We start from the raw sequence: 26,289 nt of genomic DNA, 5'->3' as shown, positions 1-26,289 counted from the left end.
AGTAATATGCTCTATTTTGCTCTTACACTGAAAATATAACCTGATGCTTTTGAAAAAGCATTAACCAATTTCATTTAACTCAACGTCATTTTGATAATGACCGAACAAACTAAACCAATTTAATTATGGAATCTGTTTTAGAAAGGCCAGACTGGATAGTTCTGGGCATCTATTTTTTGGCCTTGATAGGAGTGGCCGTATGGGTCGTTGCCCAAAAGAACAAGGACACCCAGGACTACTTTTTGGCAGGCAGAAATGTAGGATGGTTCGTTATAGGAGCCTCTATATTTGCATCAAACATAGGTTCGGAACACGTAGTTGGACTTGCCGGAACTGGATTTGAATCCGGCACACCCATGGCCCACTATGAACTTCATGCCTGGATTGTACTTTTACTCGGATGGTTGTTCCTTCCCTTTTACATACGAAGTGGAGCTTTCACCATGCCAGAATTCTTGGAAAAAAGATTTGACAGTCGTTCCCGCTGGTTCCTTTCCATTTTTTCATTGGTCGCTTATGTTCTGACAAAGGTGTCCGTTACCATTTATGCAGGGGGTATTGTGGTATCTGAACTTTTAGGTATCCCATTCTGGTATGGTGCTATTGGCGTTGTTGTTTTTACTGGCATTTACACCGTAGTTGGAGGAATGAAAGCAGTTATCTATACGGAAACCCTTCAAACGGTCATCTTGATTCTTGGGTCTTTGATCATTACCTATTTAGGGCTACAGGAAGTAGGTGGTTGGGGGCAACTCAGAGAGACCGTTATTGCCGCAAGCCCTGACCATTTTAACATGTGGCGACCCATGAGCGACCCAGATTTTCCTTGGACTGGGTTACTGATCGGAGGTACCATTGTAGGTATTTGGTACTGGTGTACCGATCAATATATTGTACAGCGTACCCTAGCGGCCAATAATATTAAAATAGGTAGAAGAGGAGCTATTTTTGGGGCCTATCTTAAATTGATGCCCATTCTGATTTTCTTGGTGCCAGGTATCATAGCCTTTGCATTGACCATTCAAAATCCAGAAGTTTTTAGTGTAGAACGCGCTGACAGGGCCTTTCCCATGTTGGTAAAAACCTTACTCCCTGTGGGACTTAAAGGTTTAGTTGCCGGTGGACTTATGGCCGCTTTAATGAGCTCACTTGCATCCGTATTCAACTCATGCTCTACAATTTTCACTATTGATATCTACAAAAAGTTACGTCCCGAAAAATCGGAACGACAACTATTGACCATTGGTAAAATTGCTACTAGTTTCATAGTGGTATTGGGTATCATTTGGATTCCGATCATGGATAAAATTGGAGGTGGGGTCATGTACCAATACTTGCAAAACGTCCAGTCATACATTGCCCCTCCAGTAACGGCAGTATTCCTGCTGGGTATCATCTGGAAAAGAGTAAATTCAAAGGCAGCCATAACCACACTTTTGGCTGGTTTGGTCCTGCTAATCCTTAGATTGGGTTCTGAAATATACTTCCAGCCCCAAATTGCGGCCGGAGCTGAACTTACAAGTTTTTTGTATCAATTTGCAACAGTGAATTTTGCGCACATGGCCATTTTTATGTTCATTTTTTCAGTGGTTTTGTGCGTATCAGTTAGTTTGGCCACAGCTGAACCTGATTATGCCAAAATCAAGGGTCTTTCTTTTGGCACATTGACTGCTGAAGACAAAGCCGCCACTAAGGGCAGTTATAGTACGGTAGATGTAATCCTCTCAATTCTTTTGGTAATCATTGTGGTTGCTATCCTATCTTATTTTACGGGATAAATTTATTGCACTATTTTCAGATTTTTTAAACAAAAAGGCCACCCAAATGGGTGGTCTTTCCCTCTAATCTCCTCTCGATTAAACTCAGTTAGAAGACACAACAGTACTTCCAACACAGTTTAACCAATCACGAGCTGCATCCATGGAATTGAAAATCCGAATATCCCAAGTGGTATTGATGGCCCAAGATACTTTTAGGTACTTGATAAAACTTTCCATGACAGGACCTTCTTTTGCAACAAGAGCCACTTTAAGGTCAGGAAACTTTCTACTCGCAGCCAAATCATCCGCTGAAATATTAACCAAATCCAGTTCATTAAGATGTACATCTTTCACCTTTAAGGCATTCACAACTTGACATTTTGGAATTACGCCTTCAGGTGGTTCAAGAAAAGCTTCTCCCGATCGGAGTATTTCTTCCCCGGTCACGATTCCACTTCCTTCATAAACAAATGTGTCAGTTTTCCAATAGGTTACAATAGGCATAACACATACATTCTGAAAATAGTTTAGTTAAAAATGGGGGAGGTCTTTTAATTTAATGATTTTTTAATCAATTATTAACTATATCTCAAAAAAATCAAGGAGAAAGATTAAGAATTTAATAAATCTAAATAAATATTATACTCTTTTTTGTGTAAGGAATTGCCTCCAATAAATAACTGTAAATAAAGTACGTAAAGGGTTATTTTGGTTTGACTTATGCTTCACTACCCAAATCTTTACAACCCTGACTTTCAATCCAAAAAAAGTTACAATCACTTCGCTATTAATGATTCGATACTTCGTTTCGAATCTCCATTAAATCCTTCATTACATTAAAAAGCGTTCCTCTCCTATTACTTTTCTCTCCAAACTCCATATGAAGCTGAGAATATATTTTATATAGACGTGAGTAGATACGATATTCAGATGTATTGGGCATATATACCCTATCTGACGGAACTGATAATTGATCAATTAATTCATTGATGGGAACAGGCTCCCCTGCATCTTTTTTGTAAGCTGAAACTCCCATTATAGCAGCTCCCACCGCAACTGTTTCTGGGTTTTCCACCAACCGAACCGGATAGCCTATGACATCGGCATAGATCTGCATGAACATTTCATTTTTATGGCCTATTCCACCGGTGACAATTATCTCCTCTATATCTATTCCCTCATCTTCAACCCTTCTTATAATCTTCAGTGCCCCAAAAGCTGTCGCCTCGATCAGCGCCCTATAAATTTCGTAATCTGCAGTGGCCAAAGTCTGCCCCACTACCAGTCCTGACAGTTGTTGGTCCCCCAATACATTCCGGTTTCCATTGTTCCAATCCAAAGCCAACAATCCACTTTCCCCCGCTTTTAGCTTTGTTGCTTTCTCTGTCAGCACGGAGTGGTATGCCACATTTTCTTTAAGTACTTGTTGCACCCACCAATTGAGCAAATCACCCACGGCAGCTTGGCCCGCTTCTATGCCAATATGACCAGGAAGTACAGATTCTTCGACTATTCCGGCCACTCCATTGAAGTCTTTGGGTCGATTTTCCAAAGGAAATACCATAATGTCACAGGTGGAAGTGCCAATGATCTTAACAAATTTCCCATTCCCTATCCCGGCACCAATAGCTCCTACATGGGCGTCCAATGCCCCAACGGCTATGGGAATCCCTTGTGGCAGCCCCAATCGCTTACTCCATTCCAAGGATAGGGTACCCAAGGATTCCTCAAAATTGTACGCATCATCATATAATCTATCTCTAAGTTCTGCCAGCTTCGGATGTAATGATGCCAAAAACTCCTTATCGGGCAATCCACCCCAACTTTTCGAATACATGGCCTTATGGCCAGCAGCACAAACATTTCTTTTAAGGTCTTTAACATTGGAAATACCTGCAAGCATGGCCGGTATAAAATCAGAATGCTCAACCCAACTATAGGCTGCTTCAAAAACTCTGGGAGCTTCATTAAGACAATGCCAAATTTTGGACCAGAACCATTCGGAGGAATATGTCCCCCCACATTTTGCCAAATATTCTGGTCTTGACACCGATGCCCTACGGGTAATTTCCAACGCCTCATTTACCGAGGTATGGTCCTTCCACAACCATGCATAGGCATTTAAATCATCCTTAAACTCCGTCAAAGCCATCAAAGGCTGCATATTCTTTTGGACAGGGATCGGTGTAGAGCCTGTAGCATCAACACCGATTCCCATGATATTTTTCGGATAGTACCCTTTTAATAAAAATTCCTGCATCGCATTTTTGACCGCCATTTCAAGGGCCCTTAAATATTCCAAAGGGGATTGTCTGGCCAATAAGGGATTGTTTGGGTCTACATAGGTTCCAGATTCTCCTCCTTCATAAGCGCAGGTCCCCGTTGCCACAATCTCACCCGAATCCATGCTCAGTATGCATGCTCGACCTGAGCCTGTCCCAAAATCCAGTCCGAGGGTAAACTTCATGGCAAAGATTATTTTTGTCTCATTAGTTTTGCTTGGTCTTCTCCCCCATTGATAATGTACAAGAGTGGAATTGGTCGGTCAATACCTTCCTCATAAACCGGCTTTGCGGCCCATGGTGTAACGGAAAGCACATTGGCCATATCCATCCAGAACTGTAATCTAGCCCTTTTTAGGTTCCATGTCATATGAAAATGGTTGGCTGGGGCATAATGCTTGTATTCCACCATAGTTGCATGTTTGGGCATTACAAAGGTGTGGGGCCATGTGGGATTTGCAGTTTGGCATACGGCATTGGTCAACTCTTGGGGAGGTAGGACTGTTTCCGTTTCGTCCCAGACCATGGAAAACATACCCGACAATGAGCTAAAGGCCAATCGGGCAGCAATACCGGAAATTCCCCCAGGTGAAACAAAATGTACTGAATTTCCCAAGTAGGAAAAATATTCCACTGCTTTTGGAAAAGTGATCCTTTTAAGGATTTCTTCTGGAGAAGTGCCAGGGAGTGCGGCCCAATCAAAGGATGCAGACCCGGAATTTACCCCATCTACAAAACCATTCTTTTCCCATAGGGTATCCCCGCTTAGATCAAGCCCCAATTTATTTCCCAATTCTTGGATTTCTTTTTGATCCCATACTTTTCTAAAGTCCATAAATAAGGGAGGATTTCCCCCCGATAACCACGTCATGACGAGTTGGGTGAGCAGTGCCTGGACATCGGCTTCAGTGGCATAGGGCATGACCGCTTTGGGTCCATTGTGGTCAAAAGTTGAATTGAATAGGGATTCCATGATATCCGCTACCGGTAATGGAATTCCCCGATGGTCGGATCCCCATTCCAATTGACTCATAAAACCACCACCTACCGCATTGAGGTCTTTCATCAAATCCCTTACAATTAAATATAGTGCCAAGCTCTTATCCAAATTTCCTGAATCAACATCCGAAGGCAATTCAATGCCAGCAGATCCTTCTGTTAACCAATTGCGTAAACGATTAAGCTCTTCCTTGTCATAAGACTCCTTGGCCAATAAATCGGCCAAAAGCTTCATATCCAATCTCGTAATTTCAATCCCGAACTGGTTCCTTGTTGCCGAGACATGGGGCAGGGCTGTTTCCATACCCATAGAATCATGGCCAAAGACCACAATTCGTTTTCCTGCCAAACCTTGATAGGTAACCGCAGCGTAACACCAATCTATTAAAGATTCTATGGTATCGGGGTCTATCTTTGGGCTCAAACCCGTTTCTTCCCATTTGCCCACATTAATATGTAACAGTCGCCCTGACTGTGCCAAGGCACCCGAGGTGGCATGGGTAAAAACCACCCCTGGACGGGGCCCACTGTTGCCCGTTGTAAAATTGAACGGTGTACTTTGCGGAAAATGGGATAGAAGTGAAATGACGGTCAATTGTGGAAATGCCCAAGTATCGGGCACGCACACAATGATATTTACACCTGCATCCTTAAATTGTGAAGCCACGAAATCTGCTTGTTTTTCACCATCAACAAGTGTATCCGAATAAACAACAGGCACCTCGTCACTGAAAGGCGTGACAATTTTTCCTGATATCTGTTCTGCTACCAATTGTACAATATTTGATGCCCTGACCCTTGAATCTTCATCTATTCTTGGATCGCATGTTGCAAAAATCCCGATTACTGGAACACTGTTCTTGGCACAATCGGTATGGTCTAATTTTATTGCTGCCATATATGCTATATGTTTTATGAAACTATACTATTACTCTATTATTTATATCATGGTGGTAAATGAACCTAAACCTTGGATAAAAAAACCGCCTCCTTAGATTCTGGAGACGGTCCAAATTAACTAAACTAACTCAAAACTTACTACTACTAAACATTTGTTCTATTATTATTTTGATTTCGATTTATATGGCAATAACAATGATATCAGGAAACCAATGAGAAATATGGTCATGGTGCCAAAAACAATGGTAAGGTATGGGTGGAACTGGGAGGTATTGTCATTTGTGGTACCACCCAGACCCGGAAAATTCAAGTAGAAAATGACCAATATTCCCGAAACTGTTCCCAGAATTGGTGCGAGCTTGTTTTTTGACTTCAAGAAAACCCCCAATAAAAATAGACCAAGCATACCTCCACTAAAAATTGATGATAATTTCCACCATACGTCCAAGGCACTTTTGACATTTATCATCAAAATGGATACCCCAATCCCGATAATGGAAATGGCTATGGACAATATGTACAGGTATTTTACCCCATCCCCTTTCAGAAGATAACCCACCTTTTTGTTGGAAATAATCTTTTTGATATAGTTTGTATAAAAAACGGTTGCGGAACTATTTAAACTGGTTGAAATGGTACTCATACCCGCGGCGAAAATAGAGGCCATAAGGATCCCACTTATTCCGACCGGTAGCTCATTAGCTATAAAATAAGGGAAAATCTTGTCACCGGAGTTTGGTTCCATTAATTCTGGAGGTAGTTGGCTGACAGTTTGATAATAGGCAAAAAGAGATGTACCAATCAAAAGGAAAATAGCAGATATGGGAATATACATCAACCCTCCTATCAAAGCGGATTTTTTAGCGGATTTTTCTGATTTTGAAACCATATACCGCTGTACATAATTTTGGTCGATTCCATAATTTTGTAGGTTGATGAAGACACCGTAAATAAGTACTACCCAAAATGTGGACTCGGTAAAATCAAAATTGAAATCCCCCAAACTGAATTTGTTCTGAGAGAATCCAATTTCAAAAATCTGCATTGGCCCTTCCGGCATTTTTATAAATAGATATAAAAGGCAGATAAGCGATCCGGCAATCAATATGATACCTTGTATGGCATCTGTCCAAAGAATTGCAGATATTCCCCCTAGGGCCGAGTATATTGCAACCAATGCCCCAGTAACAATTATTATGGTTGCAATATCCCAATCGGTAAGGGCATTTAGGGTCAAGGCCAATAAATATAATATGGTGCCAATACGCATAATCTGGGTAAACAAATAGCATAGTGAAGCATAAATGCTTGCCCATGGTCCATATCTAACCTCCAAATATGTATATGCGGATGGACTGTTGATCTTTCTGTACAACGGGACAAAAAATTTGACGGCGACCAAAGAAGCTATGGGCAACGATAAGCTAAATACAAAGGCGTTCCAGTTTGAGCTATAGGAGCTTCCCGGAAGGGCCAAATAACTGATACTGCTGACAAAAGTGGCAAAAATGGACATGGTGACCACCCAATCTGGAATGGAACTCCCCAAGGTGTAGGATTGGGATGTGTTCTTCTTTTTATAGAACCTTCCGCCAAAAATTGTCACCCCAATTATAAAGGCCAAAAAAATGATTAAATCTACCGTCCTCATAATTGTTGCATCAATTTGGTTTATCTCTATTTATTTTTTCTAGTGACAAATCTTAAAGCTATATAATTCTATATTGAACGACTCGGATATATCCATGAGCATATTCATTATTAATTGAATGTCCAAATAATCTTTTTTGGTCATTGCAGCTCTTGGGCCACGGCATTGTGTATTCATGTTCAACCCTCTTTTGTTCAAGAAATATTTTGCACAATAGGGATAGTTTTGGTGTATGATCTTATCCATGACAGATAGTAGGGTGTCCAATTTCTTTGCACTGTCATCATCGCCCTCACGATGTTTAAGGAGCAAATGGTTGAATAATTCGGGATACATGTTGGCCCCAATGGGGGATAGGCCCTTGGCCCCAAGCTTGATGGATTCCAGTCCGGTGGGGACGTGTGCATTGAAGAACCCTAAGTTTGAATTTTCCACCGCTTTGAGCTTTTGGGCAATTTCTTCAATATTGCAAGAGGTATCCTTGTGGTACAAAAAACGGCCTGAACCGGCAAGCCATTTTAGCAAACTAGGTGAAATTTTACGTTTATAGGGTATTGGGCATTCATAAATTCCCAAGGGAATCCCCTCGGTCTTTTTTATGAATTTTTCCATTTTCAGCTTAAATCCATCCTCACTTCCAAATTCATCACAGAATTGATTTGAATTTATGACCACTGCTGTAACCCCCAAATCAAAAATCTGTTTTGAAAAATCGGCATTCCTATCCAAATTCCCCCCGAAGGTTCCCGTGGCTATTACAGGCACTTTATTGTCTGTAGATGCCAGAACCTCCTTTATGATCAACAAACGTTCTTCTTGGTTAAGTTGGAACATTTCGCTGGAAAGGCAATTGGCAAAAAGCCCACTTGCTCCAGTTTTTAAATAGAATTGGGTGAGTTCATGAAGATTTGGGACATCAACATGGTTTGAATCATTGAAAGGTGTCAACATTACCGGCCATAGTCCATCTGGAAGTAAGTTCATTGTTCTTTTTAGTTTTTTTAGAAATCAATTTTAATTGGCTATGCAAGTTCAGTTTTAAAGAAACTCCAATATGAGATGCTTCACGTTGATCCTGTTATACGTGTATGTAACATGGATCTTGCCATCTTGTGCCTGAATGATCGCAGGATAGCTGAACTCGCCCTTTTCATGGTCCTCAAGGACAAGGATGTCTTCCCATGCAACACCATCCTTGCTATAGGCCAATGAAAGTTTGTTCCTTCCATTTGACCAATGACCTCCCTTTACAAGAGGATTGTAGACCAGTAAATAGCCCCCTTCTTCAAGATTGACGGCATCAATTCCACTATTGGGATTAAGGAGTTTTCCCCTGGTTACTTTGGACCAAGTATTGCCCTGATCATTACTGTTACTTTCCATTATCACATCCTGATTGCTCCTCATCAAGGCCTTTATGTCCCCATTGGGCATTAAAAGTAAGGTGGGCTGTATTACCTTTTCAGTATCGTTTGAAGGAAAATCATGTTTGGCCCATGTCTTTCCATCATTTTTTGAAACTTCTATTGCCGACCTCCATATTTTGGCATCTAAACTTTCCGTACTGGTGGGGCTGAGAATTGTCCCATCTTCCAATTGTATGGGTTTGTTCTTTATGGGCCCTAAAATACCTTTGGGAAGCATTTGGGGTTTGCCCCAAGTCTTTCCGTCATCATCAGAATCCCTGACCATTCCCCACCATTCTCTTGGAGAAGGGCCGACTTTATAGAACAAAGACAACTTTCCAGAGTCTGATTTGAACAAAACAGGATTCCATGTGGGATGCCTTAGGGAATCGTTGATTATCCCATCGGCCATTTTTTTTGGAGGTAGCCATTGCCCATCAGTGGATGATGCGGACAGCCATATGCAGACATCCTTGTTTCCCTCCTTGGTTCCTCCGAAAGCAGAAACCATTAGTTTGCCTGCGCCAACTTCTTCAATTGTGGATGCATGGCATTCCGAAAAAGGAGGATGGTCATAGACCATTTTTTCTGAAAGTACTTTGACCGTAATGTTCTTTTGACAACTTATACTGAGCACAAGAAAGAAGAACAGCATCATACGAGTTATGAATTTCATGCTTTTTAGAATTTTGGTTGTTAATTTCTTTTTTAGACGGGCTTCTCCCCTTTATAAAGGGGAGAAGCCCGTGGTTTGATTAATATCCCGGATTTTGTTCCAGTTCGGCCCCAATGTTTGCATCTATTGCGGTCTGTGGAATTGGCCATAAGTTATGATAATCCTGAATGGTTTCCCTGCCACTTTCAAAAAGTCCATATTGCCTTACCCTTTCAACAAGGACTCCCATCCTGATCAAGGTTTTTCGTCTTCTGCCCTCGTACATTAATTCTCTTGCCCTTTCATCAAGAATATAATCGAGGGATACATCACCGGCAGTAATTGCCGCGGCATTGGACCTTGCTCTTATCGTATTGATGTCGTCCGCTGCATTTTGTGATTGGCCATCCCTAAAATAGGCTTCCGCTCTTAATAAATAGGTTTCGGCCAATCTAAAGACATAAACATCTTCACTGGTCCTACCGTTACTATTGGACCCTTGCCAAGGAGTTCCTTCATGCTTCCTAGGGTAGGGGTACATCCTTCTCAATGTGTCTTCTGCAACAGTACTTGGTGGTATTTCCTGGCCAAAAAATGCTGATTCGGGATTGTTGTAATAAAAAGTTCTCCTAAAGTTGTATTCTGAATTTCTGATGTCGTTTGGATCTGTCCAAATATCGTATAGGGCGTATGGGGTTCCCCGGACACGTCCCACACCTCTATTGAGTTCATCGGTAGGTATGTTCGATACACCGTTGGGGTCCGTTATCTTGGTCAAAAATGGATGCATGTTCCGAGGTGCCTGATTGCCCCATGCGGATCCGGATCCTCCCGAGGTGTAAGATTCAAATTGCCAAACGTAGATGGATTCCATGTTTCCACTACTTCGGTTGATATTTCCCGTGGTGAACAAATCGGAATAGACATCCCCGGGCTCCCCAGCGTTTACTCCAAAACGTTCTGTCATTAAATGATAGAGGTCAGAATCTATAACATCCGAAGCACTGGCTATTGCATTGGTATAATCATTGAGGCTTATGTAGACCTCGCTCAATAAATGATCTGCGGCCGCTTTAACGATTCTCCCCTCTTGATCGGTAGTCTCTGGCAACCATTGGGATGCATACACTAGGTCATCTTTGGCAAATTCATAAACTTGTGCCCTACTGGCCCGGACATAATCAAACTTGGGTGTTCCTTCAACTTTGTCAACTATTGGGACCCCCCCGTAAAGATTTGCCAAAAAATTATAGGTATATCCCCTAAAAAATCGGGCTTCTGCAATAATTGCATTCTTTTCCGCTTCATCGGCAAAGATGTCCGCAAGTTCGGGTTTTTCAGCATACTCTATTATGGTATTCGCGTTAGCTATCATCTGGGTATAGGCCCAATCCCAATTATTTCCTACTTCGGAGGTGATCGGGGTCAAATAAGAGACCCAGTTCCTGTACGTGAAGTATTCCGCCCCTGCATCTGAACCAACATCGGTTCCGGGAAAATTGGTTATAAAAAAATTGTTGTCGTATTTTGAGTATTCTTCCCTGGCATTCCTTACCAAACCAATCAAGTAGGCTTCAAACCCGTCTTTGGTCGTAAGGGTTCCTTCGTTATTGAGAGAGGAAGGAGGGCTTTCATTGAGAAAATCATCTTCGCAGGAAGAAAGGGAAATAATGAAAAGTGCCAGTATGGGGAACAAGAAGTTTCTTTTAACAAACTTATCTGTATTAAAAAGTGATATCATGATACTTTGTTTTAAGTTTATTTATGATTTTATTAGAATCCAATATTTAGACCGAGGGAAAATGTCCTGGGCAATGGATAAAGATTACTGCTTCCTTGTATGGAAGTATAATTGTCGCCACTTTCCGGGTCTGACCCCAACCAATCTGTGAACGTGTATAAGTTTTTGGCACTGAGTGACAATCTTAAGCTTGAGAGTTTCAATTTGTCAAGCACTTCTTGATCAAATTGATAGGTCAAGGAAACATCCCGAATCCTGACAAAGTTCCTACTGGAGTACCAATCAATGCCCAATGGATTACTGTACAACAGCGATGGACGGCTATTGGATTGGTTCTCGGGTGTCCACCATCCGCCATCATATTGGTTTATACTTCTGCCCGGAACCAAGGGATTAATAAGGTTGAACGGGGCTTCCCAGCCCAAAAGGGAGTTGACAAATACGGATAAGGTGAAATTTTTATAGGTAAAATTGTTCCTGAGTCCCATGGTATATTCCGGTACATCTCCAGAACCAACCACAGTTCTGTCATCGGAGGTGATCTCACCATCTCCATTGATGTCCTTCACCCTAACAAAGCCTGGAGAAAATCCTTCGGGAATATCCGTATCTCCTTCTTGGTAAATACCGTCAAACTGATAGTCAAAAAATGAATTTATGGGCTGACCGATAAACCAACCGTTCGCTATACTGTCATCTTCTTTTCCGTCACCATCCAAATCTGTTCCGAACAGATGTACAATTTCATTCTTGTTGTAGCCGAAATTAAAGGATGTGGTCCACTCAAAATTATCGTTCCGTACATTGACCGAATTTAATTGCAGCTCTATACCCGTGTTATTAACCTCCCCTATATTGGTCAGTATACTGCTGAACCCTCCAGTTACGGGGATACTTCTTCGCACGAGCAGGTCCTCGGTTTTGCTGTTGTACCATTCCAAAGAACCATTGATGCGACCAGAAAGTAAACCAAAATCCAAACCAATATTTGTACTGGTAGTGGTCTCCCATTTCAAATCGTTGTTACCAAGGGTCGAAGGCACGACACCGATTGAGGTACTTCCACCATTACCAAATACATAGCCCGTTGTACTCGAAAGACTCAAAGATTGATATGGGTCTATGGCTTGGTTACCAACAGAACCGTATGACAAGCGAAGCTTTAATAAATTGATACTGCTGTCCTCATTGAAAAAGGGTTCGTCACTGATGATCCAACCAAACGCTGCGGATGGAAAAGTTGCATATTTATTGTTCTTTGCAAATACGGAACTACCATCCCTTCGTGCTGTCAAAGTAAACAGATATCTGTCTAAAAGTTGATAGTTGACCCTACCCATATAGGACACCCCATCAATTTTTTGGGCATAAGAGCTGGCCTGAATATTGGTTCCCAGGCCTAGGTTGTCATAACCCAGTCCGTCAAGGCTTAATTGCCCAGACTCTGCATATGTTTCCTCATACTCTTGGTGATTTCGGCTATAAAGTAGAGTAATATCAAATTTATGGGCCTCTCCCAAGGCTTTCTTATAGGTTACGATGTTTTCTTGGAGCCAATCAAAATCGTTTCGATTGTATTTGTTGGCATACGTAGTATTACTGTCCGAGTTGGGGTCTTGCCTTCTATAGTTGTATTCATGCTCCCACCGTATGTTGGGGGAATAGTTCATTCTATAAGACAGTTCCCCACCAAAAAGGGGCGTGCTCAATTCCGCAAATATGTTGCTAAAAAGATTGTTTTTTATTTCATCGTTCTTTGTAAAATAATCGTTCCATAAAGGGCTACTTGCAGCTCTTTCAGAAGGTACGGAGTATTGCGTTGGGCTTCCATCCTCGTTGTAGAAGGTTCCATAAGGGCTACTTCGATAAGCATCGAAAAGACTGGCCCCGAGGCCGGATAGATCTCGTCTGGAATACATGGCATTTACACCAACATCCAGCCATTTGGCAAGGTCAAAAACCAAATTGACACGAGTAGTTATACGCTTTTCATTGTCATTGATGACCAACCCTTTATTATCACTAAAGGAGGTTGATGCAAAATAGTTGGTTCCCTCTGTCCTTCCAGATACACTGGCATCTACGGAATGGATGGAACCTTGTTGCAGTGCTAAGTCAAAGGGGTCTACAGAAACCCCATTGGCAATGTTCTCCGCTTCTGTTGGGGAAAAATACGTGGACAATTGATTGGGATCCGCCTCTAGACCACTTTGCCTTCTCCATTCAAGCCTCCTTTCAATATACCTGTCTGGACTTAACAATTGAATGGTGTTGGTAGGGTCGGAAAGACCAGAAAATAAGTTGACACTGACTTTGGGCTTTGCAGTTTTTCCTGATTTGGAAGTGATCAGGATAACCCCGTTGGCAGCCCTTGATCCATAAATTGCCGTAGAACTGGCATCTTTTAGGATATCTATGGTTTTAATATCTTGGGGGTTAATATCGTTTAATTCACCATTGAATATGATACCGTCCAACACTATTAGAGGGTCATTGGATCCACTTAAAGAGCTCTGTCCCCGTATCAGTAGCGCACCACTTTGTCCAGGTCGGCCATCTCCAATGAATTGAACGCCCGTAGCACCTGTGAGTGATTGGGCAATATTGACATTGGGCAAGCTCTGATTGACTTTTTCCACGTCTACCGATGACATGGCACCAGTAATATTTCTTTTGGATTGGCTACCGTACCCAACGATTACTACCTCATCCAGACTATTTGTGCCAACAGCCAGATTGACATTGATCTCTGATTTTCCTTCAACGGATAGTTCTTGGGCTTGATATCCTATATAGCTGAATATCAATATGTCACTTTCAGAATCCACGGTAATCTGATAATTACCGTCAAAATCTGTTGTTACACCGTTTGTTGTTCCTTTTACCAAAACTGTTGCCCCGGGAAGTGGCGCTGCAGTGGAAGCATCAGTTATGATACCTGTTACTGTTTTTTGACCAAATGCAGCAGTGGTCATCACTAAATAAAATGGCAAAGCGTACAATGCCATTTTTAGTGTTTTTCGCACTGAGAGGTCTTTTAAAATAGTTGTCTTCATACATTTGTTGTTGTAGTGGTTAATTTTTCATATGCTTAAACGATTAAGCTAATAATTTGTAAAATGCCATAAATACTATAAAAGGAAGTAGAATTATGGCGATGAAATCCTATAATATTGAATATCAAAACAATTCTATCTTACTATTCAAAATGTTAACTAGGATTGAACAGGATAAATGTAGAAAGGAAAAAAAGGAAATAATTCAAGAATATTTTCATAAAATTAAACTATTTTAACATAATTGATTATTTGATAATAATTTAATAATGTTTTTGGTAAATTAAACATGAAGGTGCTTTATAACCGATAAGTTGATAATGATGTAATTTGTGTAGTATTGGAAAGAGATACATTTATAATATTTGAATCCAATGTTGAGCCTGGATATTCCAAAATACATTCCCATGTCAATTATGAACTGAATTATGTTAAAAAAGGGTGGGGTAAGAGGTTTGTAGGGGATTATTTTTCTGGATACCAGGAAGGGGATCTAGTTCTTTTGGGGCCTAATATTCCCCATTCATGGGAGGCCAATGGGGATCAGTGTTTGGACAACGCCATTAATGTGGTGATCAAATTTTCCGAGAATTTTGTTAGTGACGGACTTATGGGAATGGTTGAGATGAGCCCGGTCTTACATTTGTTTAAACAGGCATCCCGGGGAATCCAATTTGTGGTTAAGGAAAGAGAAAAGATTGAGTTGGAGTTCCAGAAATTATTGGAAGAGGACGGTATTGAAAAAATATGCCAATTATTTAAGCTTCTGAAGTATATGACAGAGATCGAGGAAAAAAAATATCTATCAAGTGCTGGTTACATAGAGCATAGCTCCAACTCTGACCTGATCAGGATCAATGAGGTCTATAAGTACATTTTCAAGAATTTCCATTTGAACATCAAGCTTGAGGAACTATCAGATTTGGTACATCTGGCCCCAGGCTCTTTCTGTAGATTTTTTAAGGCAAAGACCGGGAAGACTGTTTTTGAGGTTGTAAAACAAGTGCGTATTGCCTATGCCTGTAAACTTCTAAAAAGTACCTCAAAGACCATTTTGCAGGTGTCGCTGGATTGCGGATATACCACGATCATGAATTTTTACAAACAGTTTAAGGAAGTCAAGGGGTTGAGTCCAAAAAAATATCGCGAATTAAAATTTTAGCGAAAAAGAATTGGATGTAGGTATTCAAAAAAGTCAAATCCAATTATTTTGAAGGGACGGTTTCCTTCAGGGCAAGGGTTGCCTCCAAACATATATGTTGGGGGGATTTTTGGGTTTTGCCTTCAATAATATCGGTTAGAAGGATAACAGATTTTTTTCCTATCTCATGAATGGGCTGGTTTAAATATTGAATCCTATTTTCAAATAGGTCGTAAAAAGGGTTTCTGTCAAAGGCCGCGATGTCCAAATTTTTTATTAATGCTTTATCCAAGGATTGGATTTGTCTCAAACCCTCTTCGGCCAAGGTGTTTGTATGAAAATATAAGGCCGTTACTTTGTTCTCAAGCACCAGGCGTTGTATGATTTTTTTCATATCCCTTTTTAGTGACTTGGTGTCAACTTTTTTGACCAAGTCATTATCTGGTTCAATATTATTTTCCATTAATGAGGCAAGGTACCCGTTTAAGCGGTCATTAAAATGTTGAAACTTTGAGTCATAAACTATAGCGGCTATTTTTTGGTGTCCTTTCTTCACCAAGTAATCTGTTGCGATGAATGATGCCTGGAAATTATCAATTTTAACGGTATGGGCTCCAATCTTTGGGAAATACCGATCCACTAGGACAACAGGAACTTTTTGCAATATATTCTTTAATATCGATTCAGAGCCCTCTGGGGCCGCAATGATAAATCCATCAACTTGCCGGGTCATAAGAAAATCCACGATGTTCGTAAACTTTTCAAGATTTTCGTCAGAGGAACAAAAGATGGCCGTATAGCCCCTAGAATATGCCAAATCCTCTATTTCCCTGGCCAAAAAAGAAAAAAAAGAATTTGAAATGTCGGCCAAGATGACTCCAATGGTCTTTGTCTTCTTTGTTTTAAGACTTTGGGCAATGATATTGGGTTCATAATTAAGTTCCTTGGCAATTTTCAATATCCTCTTGGCCGTATCTTCAGGTATCCTGTTCTCCTTCCATTTGTTGTTTATCACATAAGACACAAGGGATGTGGAAACCTGGGCGGTATTGGCGATGTCTTTTAAAGAAACTCTTTTTATCATATAGTGAATTCACATCCAAAAATATTGAACTCATTTAAATTTTTTCAATTTTCTTTTTGACATGTTTTCAAAGTTAATTCAAACAGCGTCGCCGAAAGGAGTACAAGTAAATTCAAATTTGATTGTATTTAATTTATTATCAATATTTTAATAAATTTTGTTTCCAAACGAAATCAATTGAAACCAACTTTTTGCGTGCAAATAAAAAAGGCTCCAGAGTATGAATTTCTCTGAAGCCTTGCTGTTTCTGCTCCCCCTCTTGGGCTCGAACCAAGGACCCTCTGATTAACAGTCAGATGCTCTAACCAACTGAGCTAAGGAGGAATATTTCCTATAAGCGGGTGCAAATATAGCAGTTTACTTCATATACAACAAACAAAAAAAGTGGTTTTCTATTTAAAAAGCCATTTATAAAGATCATTGCCATTTGCAAACAACAGCAACCCAATCAGTAAAAAGAAACCTACCATTTGTGCATACTCCAAAAATTTGTCGCTGGGTTTTCTGCCTGTAACCATTTCATAGAGCAAGAACACGACATGCCCACCATCCAATGCTGGAATAGGAAGTATGTTCATAAAAGCCAAAATAATGGAAATCAAAGCCGTAGTGGACCAAAAGGCTGCCCAATCCCAAGTATCAGGAAACATACTTCCAATAGCAGCAAAACCACCCACTCCCTTATAAGCACCGGTCTGCGGATTGAAAATCTTTTTCAGCTGTTTTACATAACTGGATAATGTGGTAACACCTTTATCAATACCAGCAGGTATGGCTTCCCAGAAAGTATATTTTTGGGTTTTTATGGCAAAGTATCCCTTTTCAGCATAATCCTCCATGGTGAGTCCGCCGATTTCCAATCCCAACTTTCCTTCTTCATTTACTTGGGCATCTATCTTTGCTTGCGTTCCGTTTGCTCTTTTTACTCCAACCTCAACCTCTTTCCCCTTGTTATTCTCTAGAATAGGTGTGATTTGATCTCTGTAGACAGCAGGAATTCCATTAATGGTCAAAAATTCGTCCCCAGCCTCAAATCCTGAATTTTTGTTCTGAGAATCTTTGGACACTTCATTAACTATAAACGGTGCCCTAAGACTCAAAAAACGAACCTTATCCTCGTCTTCCAACAACGTGGAAATAAAATCTATCGGGATTTCCTTTTCAATACGTTGGCCATCACGTTCAATGGTAATATCATTTCCATTGATCAATTCAATAAAAACACTGTTGAAGGTTTTCAGCTCTTTCCCATCCACTGCAAGAATCTTGTCTCCGGTCTGGATGCCTATCTTATCTCCTATTTCCTTTTCTGTGACCCAAACACCGTCTTTCAAACTTTCCATCGGAATGTACTGATCCCCGTAGGAGTAGGCCATTCCTATATAAATGATAACGGCCAAGATGAAATTAACCGTCACCCCTCCCAACATAATGATCAATCGTTGCCACGCTGGTTTACTTCTAAACTCCCAAGGCTTGGGTTCCTCCTTCATCTGCTCGGTATCCATACTCTCATCAATCATTCCGGATATCTTCACATAACCTCCCAAGGGCAGCCAGCCTATACCATAGACAGTCTCCCCTATTTTTTTCTTGAACAAAGAAAACTTAACATCAAAAAATAGATAGAACTTTTCTACCCGGGTCTTGAACAGCTTTGCTGGAATAAAATGTCCCAACTCATGAAGTACAATAAGTATGGACAAACTCAGAAAAAATTGTATGGTCTTTATTAAAATGGGGCTCATTACTAACAGTCTGTTAAAACGCACAAAAGTAAACTTTTACCCAGTGATATGAAAACCTCAATATTATAGCTCTTGGGTTTTAAGAAACTTTTAGTACCAAAACTACTATTTCATCTTGATGAAACTCTCTAGCTGTTGTAATTTTGCATTCCATGCGGTCATTTTTTGCCAAATACAAATTTTTCGGGATAGTGCTTTTAGCAATTTCCTGCATAATTATTTATTTGTTTTACAACGCTTTACAACCCAAAAAGGAGTTACCTGTCTTCCAACCCTCCATGGTGGACAAGTCTTTGGTAGATAGCACTCTGCACTACAAAAAGAAATACCATACCATTGCGGATTTTGAATTGGTAAATCAAAATGGAAAAACCATTACCCAAGAAGATTATAAGGATAAAATATATGTGGCCGATTTTTTCTTCACTACCTGCCCCACCATTTGTCCCATTATGACCAAAAACATGGCAGGCATTCAAAAATCAATTTTAGATGACGATGAAGTGCTGCTATTGTCCCATTCGGTTACTCCGGTGATTGATTCCGTCCCCCAATTAAAAAAGTATGCTTTGGAAAAAGGGGTCATTGATACAAAATGGAATCTGGTCACAGGTGATAAAAAACAAATCTATCAATTGGCCCGAAAATCCTATTTGGCCGTAAAAAATGACGGTGATGGTGGACCTTTTGATATGATTCATACCGAAAATTTTGTCTTGGTGGACAAGGAACGAAGAATTCGTGGGTTCTATGACGGCACCAACCCTGAGGAGATAAACAAACTTCTAGAAGACCTAGAAATTTTAAAGGCAAGTTACACCAACCAGTAACACTTATCTTTATTTCTATTTTAAAGCTGCGTTTGTCCTTTTTTACTTAATTTTGCCCTTACTTAAAATCAATCTAAATAAGGCTCGTGGTCACAGTCGCAGATCTGTCATACGGACAAAAAGGTATCATAAAGGATTTTTCGGAAAATAACCTTCCCATTAAACTCTTGGAAATGGGCTGTTTACCTGGAAATATTGTTGAATTGGTGCAAATTGCACCGTTGAACGACCCTATTTATATCAATCTAAGCGGAAGCCATATTGCTATAAGAAGATCCTTGGCCAAATTGATAGAATTGGAAATTGTAGATGATAACCAGGCCTTATGAGCAAAAGCATCAATGTTGCCCTTATTGGAAATCCCAATACCGGAAAGACCTCTGTTTTCAACCAGCTTACAGGCCTCAAACAAAAGGTTGGCAATTATCCAGGAATCACGGTAGAAAAAAAGGAGGGCATCTGCAAACTTCCCAAAGGGGTCAAAGCGCATATTCTAGATTTACCGGGAACCTACAGTCTCAATACCACTTCATTGGATGAAAGTGTAGTTGTTGAGCTGCTTCTCAACAAAAATGATAAAGATTACCCCGATGTGGCCGTGGTAATCAGTGATGTTGAAAACCTGAAAAGAAACCTTCTGCTCTTTACTCAGATCAAAGATTTAAAAATCCCTACGATTTTGGTCATCAACATGGCCGATCGTATGGATCGAAAGGGCATTTCGTTAGATATTGATCTAATGGAGAAAAAGCTGGACACCAAAATTGCATTGGTCAGTACCAGAAAGAGCAAGGGCATAGAACGCATCAAAGAACTCATTTTAGATTACCGTAAGCTATCTGCCTCCCCAAATTTGGACACTTCAAGGATAGCTCCTGAATATTTTGCCCGTATGCAAAAGGCCTTTCCAAAGGAAGACCTTTATAAATTATGGCTGGTCATTACCCAGGACGTCAACTTTATGCCCATTGAAAAGAAGCGGATTGAAGACGCCACTTCTTTCAGCACAAAATCTAAAGTTGAACTGAAAAAACTACAGCACAGGGAAACTGTACTGCGCTATCAGTTTATAAATGATACTTTAAAGGAAACCTATAAAGTTGACCTAAATACCGCAAAAGGATTACGCGCATCCATTGACAAAGTACTGACCCACAAAGTTTTTGGATATATCATTTTCTTCGCCATTCTTTTATTGATTTTCCAAGCCATTTTTGAATGGAGTGGTTATCCCAGTGATTGGATCGATGAACAATTTGCTTCAGCCGCAGAATGGCTAAAAAATACATTGCCCCAAGGGCTTTTTACCGATTTATTGTCCGAAGGTATTATTGCAGGTATTGGTGGTATTGCTGTTTTCGTTCCGCAGATAGCATTTTTATTCCTGTTCATTTCACTTTTGGAAGAAAGTGGATATATGAGTCGAGTAGTTTTTTTAATGGATAGATTGATGCGTCCTTTTGGTTTAAGTGGTAAAAGTGTTGTCCCCCTTATTTCGGGAACCGCCTGTGCCATCCCTGCCGTTATGGCCACACGTACTATTGAAAGTTGGAAAGAACGTTTGATCACCATCTTGGTCACTCCTTTCACTACGTGTTCCGCTAGGCTACCTATTTATCTTATTCTTATCGCTCTTGTAATTCCCGAAGGAAGTTTTTTGGGCCTAATAAGCTATCAGGCCTTGACCTTGATGCTTTTGTACCTTATCGGTTTTGGCATGGCCATTTTTGCGGCAATGATCTTAAACAAGGTCATGAAAATTAAAAGTCGGTCCCTTTTTATGGTAGAAATGCCTGCTTATCGACTTCCACTCTTAAAAAACGTGTGGTATACCGTTCTGGAAAAAACCAAAAGCTTTGTGTTTGGGGCTGGAAAAATTATTTTGTCCATTTCTATCATCCTATGGTTTTTAGGTTCGAATGGGTATTCTGAAGATTTCAAAAATGCCGAACAAATTGTAAATCAACGTATCCAAGAACAGGGATTAAGTCCTTACAGCAACAACTTTATCAAAAACAACATCAACGCCTACATGAAGAGTATTAAACTGGATACTGAAACACCTCCTGATGCCATTCAGTTAAAAGCACTTCGTGATAATGTACAGGATTTAACCAATGTTTTAAAGGAAAGGGCGCGGTTGCAGGAAATTGCCAGTTACAAGCTTGAAAATTCATATATGGGAATGGCTGGAAAGGCCATAGAGCCCATTGTAAAACCATTGGGTTATGACTGGAAAATTGGTATCGCCGTACTCACTTCCTTTGCCGCTCGTGAAGTATTTGTGGGCACATTGGCCACTATCTATAGTGTTGGCAGTGACGAAGAAGACACCATTAAAGAGCGTATGGCCGCCGAGCTGGATGAATCTGGGAAAAAACCAATGTTCAATTTAGCTTCTGGAATTTCACTGATGCTATTTTATGCTTTTGCCATGCAGTGTATGAGTACCTTGGCCATTGTAAAAAGGGAAACCAACAGTTGGAAATGGCCATTGCTGCAATTGGCATTCATGAGCTCTTTTGCGTATCTTGTAGCATTGACCGCCTTTCAAATCCTTAAATAATGGAGATGCTTCAACAAATTTTAGCTTACTTGACACTTACGACAGCGGTGCTTTATTTGGTTTGGAAGTTTTTATTGCCCAAATCGTTCGCCTTTGGAAAAAAGAAAAATTCCAAAGCCTGTGGGCAAGATGACTGTGGCTGCAGCTAAAGTCCTTCTTCTTTTACTTTCCCCATCATCTTCTCACATTGGAAAAGAAATCCATGCTTTTTTTCATTCGCTGTGTAACCTTTCTTAATTTCCTGACTATATAAGAACAAAGACCAGCTAAAAACAGTATTGAAAACGCTTTCAGACGAAATAATCATGCAAAAGGTTGCCGAAGGAAATCTTGACTTGCTCAAGATTCTTTTTGACCGGTATCACAAACATATATTCAACTTTTTATTGAAAATGTGCGGTGATCCCATGTTGAGCGAAGACCTTACGCAAGATGTCTTTTACAAATTGATAAAATATAGAAGTTCTTATAAAAACGGAAGTTTTGTGTCTTGGTTGTTCACTATTGCACGAAACAATCTCAAGACCCATTTCACAAGAAATCACAAAAACCATAGTGAGATCGGGAAATTTGAGCAGAAGCATCTGGAAACGGATTCAAGTAAGGAAGAGGATTATTCCCATTTGCAATATGCCCTTAACCAATTGAACCCCTCTGACCGGGAGTTGATTGTCTTGAACAGATTTGAAGAAATCCGTTATGAAGAACTCGCAGAAATTGTGGGAAGCACTCCTGGTGCAGTAAAGACCAAGGTAAGCAGGGTACTCAAAAAATTAAAAAACATCTATATGGAATCCCTTTAGGGATACAAGCATAAATACAAAAAAATGAAATCCGATAAAGAACGTATTACTGAATTGATTCCAGATTATCTAGACAATGTCTTGGATGACGCCACAAAACAAATGGTAGAGCAATATCTCGCCCAGCATCCCGATTTTAGACAGGAAATGGAGGGTTATAAGTCTTTATTTAAAGCCTTCGATGAGGATGTCAAAGTTCCTTCAGATAAACTTAAAAGAAGTTTTGAAGAAGCCTTGGAGCACGAAAAAAGAAAAACGACCAAGGTAGTTGCTCTTCCGCAGAAAAAGGAAAAATCGCAATGGGCGAACAATTTGCTCAAAGTGGCGGCCAGTATTGCCCTGTTAGTGGCTTCTTTCCAAATGGGTGGTGTCTTTCAACAGAAAAAGTCCAATGAAGACCTTGCAGAATTGCAAAACGAAAGTCTTCAAATGAAGCAGACCGTAATGCTCTCATTGATGGAAAATCAATCTGCCAGCAAACGTATCCAGGGTGTCAATTATATTGAAGAATTTGAAAACCCAGATGAGGCCATCATCAACGCACTCGCCAATCGGCTGTTGTTTGATGAGAATGATAATGTGCGGCTCACGGCTACGGAAGCACTTTCAAAATTTACAGCTTCCGAAACAGTAAAAAAAGTTTTCATTGAAGCCCTGGAGAAAGAAAAAAATCCAAGTATTCAAATTGCCATTATTCAATTATTGGTGCAGATTCAAGAGAAAAAAGCAGTAGCTCCTATGCAAAAATTGCTGGAACAAGAAGATACACAACCTTTTATTAAAGAACAGATCAAATCTGCATTACCTAAAATTATATAAATCAAAAAACGAAAATCATGAGAAAATCACTAATTATCTTAATTGCATTTGCATTCATCAGCAGTGCAAAAGCACAAAAAGATTTCACAAAATCATTAAATGGAATTGAGTGGGTCAAAATTGAATCCAAAGCAGATATAAAACTGCAGACCCATTCAGGCAACGAACTACTTATCAAAGCCAGCAGCAGCGCCAAAACTTTAGAAAAAGCCAAAGGGCTTAGATTGGTGGGCGAAGATGGCAACGATAATACTGAGGTTGGCTTTTATGTAATTCAAGATGGGAACACCCTTTTGGTCAAAAACCTGAGAAAATCCGAAGGCGCTGAAATCTATTTGCCCGCAAACCAAAATGTCTCTGTAAAAAGTACTTGGAACGGCGATATAGAAATTGAAGGCTTTACCGGAGAGGTTGAGGCAGATGCCCAACTTAATGGAAGTATTGAAATTTCAGAAGTAAACGGTCCGGTTACTGCAACTTCGCTTAACGGCGACGTTACGGTAGAATTTGGCCCCGTAAAACAAAATAGCCCTATTTCTATTTACTCCACTAACGGAGCCGTTGATGTTGGCTTACCAGGAAATACCCCCGCCAAGCTGTCCATGTCCACTGTAAATGGCGACATGTACACTGATTTTGAAATAAAAAGAGCAGAAAAAGAAGGACTCAAACCCCTTTCAGGAAGAAAAGTTAATGGAACCATCAACAACGGCGGAGTTGATATTTCTCTAAAATCCATCAACGGAAACATCTATTTAAGAAAACAATAAGCATCAAAAAACGAACAATCATGAAAAATTTAGCAACCTTTCTTTTGATAGGGTTCTTAACCTTATCCCTAAACGCCCAAAAGGTCATCGAAAAAAGCTTCGACCTTAGTAACAGAATGGTTCATTTGGATGTAAAATTTGCTTCGGATATTGAGGTAAAGACCTGGGATAAGCCCACGGTTTATTTCAAAGCAGATATTACCACGAAGCAAGGAAAACATTTGGATCTTTACAGGCTTCAAATTGATGAGACCAATAGTTCAATTGCAATTACCTCTAAACCCAAAGCCCTTTTTGAAGCGTTTTATGAGGAATGGAACAAGGGTCGTCCGGAGCATGAGAAAAGATATTACCACACTGGCGAGACCTACAAGTTCAATTATGTGCTTTATGTCCCCAAAAATGCCCGATTCAAGGTAAGTAGTATCAATGGCGACTTGAACTCCGAGATAATCGAAGGAGATTTTACCGCGGACCTCATCAACGGCAATATAGAAATCAAAAAATATAGCGGCAACATGGATTTGACCACCATAAATGGTGAAATAGACTTGGTTTTAAAAAATTCCCGTTTGGTAGCAGAGACCATTCATGGCAATATTTATGCTGATGAAAATTTGAAACTTGAGGTCACCGATCGTCATGTAGGTCAAAAAGTGGAAGGAAGGTTTGACAATGCAACCCACCGCTTAAAATTGAACACCATCAATGGCAATATGTATTTAAGACTCTAATTTGATGAAAATCTTCACCCTGATGTTTCCATTGGCTCTATGTATTGTATCATGTGACCAGCTGAGAAGCCCCGCACTGTCTGAAAATACATTAAAACAGGATTCCCTGGCTTTGGTTCAAATGATTTCTGAAAGGGAGCGGGCCATGATCGAAAAAGACATAGACTTGGCAATGCGCCAGTTTTCTGATGATGTGACTTGGATTAATTCACAAGGGTATCTTTTTGAGGGAAAAAAGGAATTGGAAAAGTTCCATGGAATGCTTTCAGAAAATGATTCTTTGGATTATTTCTATGAGGCGGGCAAACCAAAAATACGAATTTTGGATGCCAAAAATGCCATTACCTATTATAGTTGGAAAATGTTTTGGTTCAAAAAAGCAATTCCCACGGATACAACTTTTAAGGAAATTGGATTAATGACCCTACATGCGCAAAAGATGGGTGAAAAATGGAAATGGTCAGCCATAACCAACCAACACACTCCTTGGTTTTATGACGAAATAAATCCAGTTAAAATTGAGTAGCCTTAAAACATTGGTGTTAAGAAACTATAGAGCAAAAGGGCCCAACCAACAACGAGCAGCAATCCTCCAAATGGAGTAATAGGTCCTAAAAAGCGAAGTTTTTTACCATTGGCAGCACTAAGGCAAAGTCCATAAATGCTAAAGGAGAAGAGTAGGGTTCCGAAAATGAAACAATGCACGATAATTGAATCCAAAGACCTATCAAACCCTAGATTAAAACCAAGCACTAAGAGTACAATGGCATGGTACATTTGATATTTGACCCCTGTTTCAAAGCTGTGAAGTAACTCGGGGGTCAATTTCTTTTTTAGGGCATGAGCACCAAAGGCTCCAAAAACTACGGCAAGCAGGCCATAAAGAGCTCCCATAACCTGTGCAAGCAATATTTTTTCCAATTGTATAGGTTTAAAGGTCTATGCTAATCTCGTAATCCGAAGTGACTACAAAAGCACACTCCCGATATCTTGGTGGTCCAAAAGTCTTCATTTTGGCTTTGGAAAAAGCAACCTTTTCCTTTGGAATGCCCAACCAATTGGTATCCAATTTTCCGTTGCCATTTTTATCATGAAATACGGCCAAAGCATATTCTCCAATAGGCAAATCTTCAATCTTTAAAGTTACTTGTCCTTCATGTGCGGGAGCACTTCCAGTCTTCAGGACCTCTTCAAATGAAAGAAAGGTGTCATCAGAATCATAAACCGCTACATTCACCTGACCCGAAGCGGAATCAACATTATTGATGTGAACAGAAATGGTATTTTGTGCGAGTAGGCTTAATGGCATCAATAGGAGGCAAAAAAAAAGTGCTTTCATAGTTA

At 40.2% G+C, this 26,289-nt stretch carries 22 protein-coding genes and 1 tRNA gene; 10 read left to right on the top strand and 13 right to left on the bottom strand.

Annotation, left to right across the window (positions count from 1 at the left end; genetic code table 11):
- Positions 1-125: 125 nt before the first annotated feature.
- The gene (locus HJC33_RS07835) at positions 126-1,778 is read left to right on the top strand and encodes a sodium:solute symporter (RefSeq protein ID WP_171658257.1); all 1,653 of its coding nucleotides are present in this window, start codon (positions 126-128) and stop codon (positions 1,776-1,778) included.
- An 84-nt stretch (positions 1,779-1,862) separates the two neighbouring features.
- Here the strand turns inward: HJC33_RS07835 and HJC33_RS07830 are convergent, their stop codons facing one another.
- From HJC33_RS07830 to HJC33_RS07795, 8 genes are all read right to left on the bottom strand, one after another.
- On the bottom strand, positions 1,863-2,264 hold the full coding sequence (locus tag HJC33_RS07830; RefSeq protein WP_171658256.1) for a hypothetical protein: 402 nt from the start codon (positions 2,262-2,264) through the stop codon (positions 1,863-1,865).
- Positions 2,265-2,547: 283 nt separating this feature from the next.
- Positions 2,548-4,227: a ribulokinase gene (locus HJC33_RS07825; RefSeq protein WP_171658255.1), complete on the bottom strand. Its 1,680-nt coding sequence runs from the start codon at positions 4,225-4,227 to the stop codon at positions 2,548-2,550.
- Positions 4,228-4,235: 8 nt separating this feature from the next.
- Positions 4,236-5,939: a hypothetical protein gene (locus HJC33_RS07820; RefSeq protein ID WP_171658254.1), complete on the bottom strand. Its 1,704-nt coding sequence runs from the start codon at positions 5,937-5,939 to the stop codon at positions 4,236-4,238.
- 165 nt (positions 5,940-6,104) lie between these two features.
- A complete protein-coding gene (locus tag HJC33_RS07815) occupies positions 6,105-7,592 on the bottom strand; it encodes a sodium:solute symporter family transporter (protein WP_171658253.1) in 1,488 nt (495 codons plus the stop codon).
- A 39-nt stretch (positions 7,593-7,631) separates the two neighbouring features.
- Positions 7,632-8,576, bottom strand: a complete 945-nt coding sequence (locus HJC33_RS07810) for a dihydrodipicolinate synthase family protein (RefSeq protein WP_171658252.1) — start codon at positions 8,574-8,576, stop codon at positions 7,632-7,634.
- Positions 8,577-8,630: 54 nt separating this feature from the next.
- On the bottom strand, positions 8,631-9,674 hold the full coding sequence (locus HJC33_RS07805) for a sialidase family protein (protein ID WP_171658251.1): 1,044 nt from the start codon (positions 9,672-9,674) through the stop codon (positions 8,631-8,633).
- Positions 9,675-9,753: 79 nt separating this feature from the next.
- On the bottom strand, positions 9,754-11,394 hold the full coding sequence (locus HJC33_RS07800) for a RagB/SusD family nutrient uptake outer membrane protein (protein ID WP_171658250.1): 1,641 nt from the start codon (positions 11,392-11,394) through the stop codon (positions 9,754-9,756).
- A gap of 32 nt (positions 11,395-11,426) precedes the next feature.
- Positions 11,427-14,450: a SusC/RagA family TonB-linked outer membrane protein gene (locus tag HJC33_RS07795; protein ID WP_171658249.1), complete on the bottom strand. Its 3,024-nt coding sequence runs from the start codon at positions 14,448-14,450 to the stop codon at positions 11,427-11,429.
- Positions 14,451-14,790: 340 nt separating this feature from the next.
- Here HJC33_RS07795 and HJC33_RS07790 point away from each other — a divergent pair, with 340 nt between their 5' ends.
- Positions 14,791-15,612 carry an AraC family transcriptional regulator gene (locus tag HJC33_RS07790; RefSeq protein ID WP_171658248.1) on the top strand — a complete coding sequence of 274 codons (822 nt, stop codon included), beginning with the start codon at positions 14,791-14,793 and terminating at the stop codon, positions 15,610-15,612.
- A gap of 43 nt (positions 15,613-15,655) precedes the next feature.
- Here HJC33_RS07790 and HJC33_RS07785 read toward each other — a convergent pair whose 3' ends face one another.
- The 3 genes from HJC33_RS07785 to rseP all read right to left on the bottom strand — a co-directional run bounded on the left by HJC33_RS07785 (position 15,656) and on the right by rseP (position 18,423).
- Positions 15,656-16,675, bottom strand: coding sequence for a LacI family DNA-binding transcriptional regulator (locus tag HJC33_RS07785; protein ID WP_171658247.1), 1,020 nt, complete (start codon positions 16,673-16,675; stop codon positions 15,656-15,658).
- A gap of 250 nt (positions 16,676-16,925) precedes the next feature.
- A tRNA-Asn gene (locus HJC33_RS07780) sits at positions 16,926-16,999 on the bottom strand.
- Between the two features lie 68 nt (positions 17,000-17,067).
- A complete protein-coding gene (rseP, locus tag HJC33_RS07775; RefSeq protein ID WP_171658246.1) occupies positions 17,068-18,423 on the bottom strand; it encodes an RIP metalloprotease RseP in 1,356 nt (451 codons plus the stop codon).
- A 152-nt stretch (positions 18,424-18,575) separates the two neighbouring features.
- Here rseP and HJC33_RS07770 point away from each other — a divergent pair, with 152 nt between their 5' ends.
- From HJC33_RS07770 to HJC33_RS07735, 8 genes are all read left to right on the top strand, one after another.
- Positions 18,576-19,253 carry an SCO family protein gene (locus HJC33_RS07770; protein ID WP_171658245.1) on the top strand — a complete coding sequence of 226 codons (678 nt, stop codon included), beginning with the start codon at positions 18,576-18,578 and terminating at the stop codon, positions 19,251-19,253.
- Positions 19,254-19,339: 86 nt separating this feature from the next.
- The gene (locus tag HJC33_RS07765; RefSeq protein ID WP_171658244.1) at positions 19,340-19,582 is read left to right on the top strand and encodes a FeoA family protein; all 243 of its coding nucleotides are present in this window, start codon (positions 19,340-19,342) and stop codon (positions 19,580-19,582) included.
- Positions 19,579-21,819, top strand: a complete 2,241-nt coding sequence (gene feoB / locus HJC33_RS07760) for a ferrous iron transport protein B (protein ID WP_171658243.1) — start codon at positions 19,579-19,581, stop codon at positions 21,817-21,819. The genes HJC33_RS07765 and feoB overlap by 4 nt, the downstream gene beginning before the upstream one ends.
- Positions 21,820-22,124: 305 nt before the next feature.
- Positions 22,125-22,622 carry an RNA polymerase sigma factor gene (locus HJC33_RS07755; RefSeq protein ID WP_171658242.1) on the top strand — a complete coding sequence of 166 codons (498 nt, stop codon included), beginning with the start codon at positions 22,125-22,127 and terminating at the stop codon, positions 22,620-22,622.
- A 24-nt stretch (positions 22,623-22,646) separates the two neighbouring features.
- Positions 22,647-23,441: a DUF2887 domain-containing protein gene (locus HJC33_RS07750; protein WP_171658241.1), complete on the top strand. Its 795-nt coding sequence runs from the start codon at positions 22,647-22,649 to the stop codon at positions 23,439-23,441.
- 17 nt (positions 23,442-23,458) lie between these two features.
- Complete coding sequence (locus tag HJC33_RS07745; protein WP_171658240.1) at positions 23,459-24,211, top strand: DUF4097 family beta strand repeat-containing protein; 753 nt, start codon at positions 23,459-23,461, stop codon at positions 24,209-24,211.
- Positions 24,212-24,231: 20 nt separating this feature from the next.
- A complete protein-coding gene (locus HJC33_RS07740) occupies positions 24,232-24,945 on the top strand; it encodes a DUF4097 family beta strand repeat-containing protein (protein ID WP_171658239.1) in 714 nt (237 codons plus the stop codon).
- 4 nt (positions 24,946-24,949) lie between these two features.
- On the top strand, positions 24,950-25,471 hold the full coding sequence (locus HJC33_RS07735; RefSeq protein WP_171658238.1) for a nuclear transport factor 2 family protein: 522 nt from the start codon (positions 24,950-24,952) through the stop codon (positions 25,469-25,471).
- Between the two features lie 2 nt (positions 25,472-25,473).
- On the opposite strand, the gene HJC33_RS07730 is transcribed toward HJC33_RS07735, so the two are convergent.
- Both HJC33_RS07730 and HJC33_RS07725 read right to left on the bottom strand, forming a co-directional pair.
- Positions 25,474-25,866 carry a DUF423 domain-containing protein gene (locus HJC33_RS07730; protein ID WP_246245506.1) on the bottom strand — a complete coding sequence of 131 codons (393 nt, stop codon included), beginning with the start codon at positions 25,864-25,866 and terminating at the stop codon, positions 25,474-25,476.
- 10 nt (positions 25,867-25,876) lie between these two features.
- Positions 25,877-26,284, bottom strand: coding sequence for a DUF2141 domain-containing protein (locus HJC33_RS07725; protein ID WP_171658237.1), 408 nt, complete (start codon positions 26,282-26,284; stop codon positions 25,877-25,879).
- Positions 26,285-26,289 lie beyond the last annotated feature (5 nt).

This window comes from Flagellimonas amphidinii (genome assembly GCF_013090115.1).
GTDB lineage: Bacteria > Bacteroidota > Bacteroidia > Flavobacteriales > Flavobacteriaceae > Flagellimonas > Flagellimonas amphidinii.
This window is presented reverse-complemented; position numbering and strand designations above follow the sequence as displayed.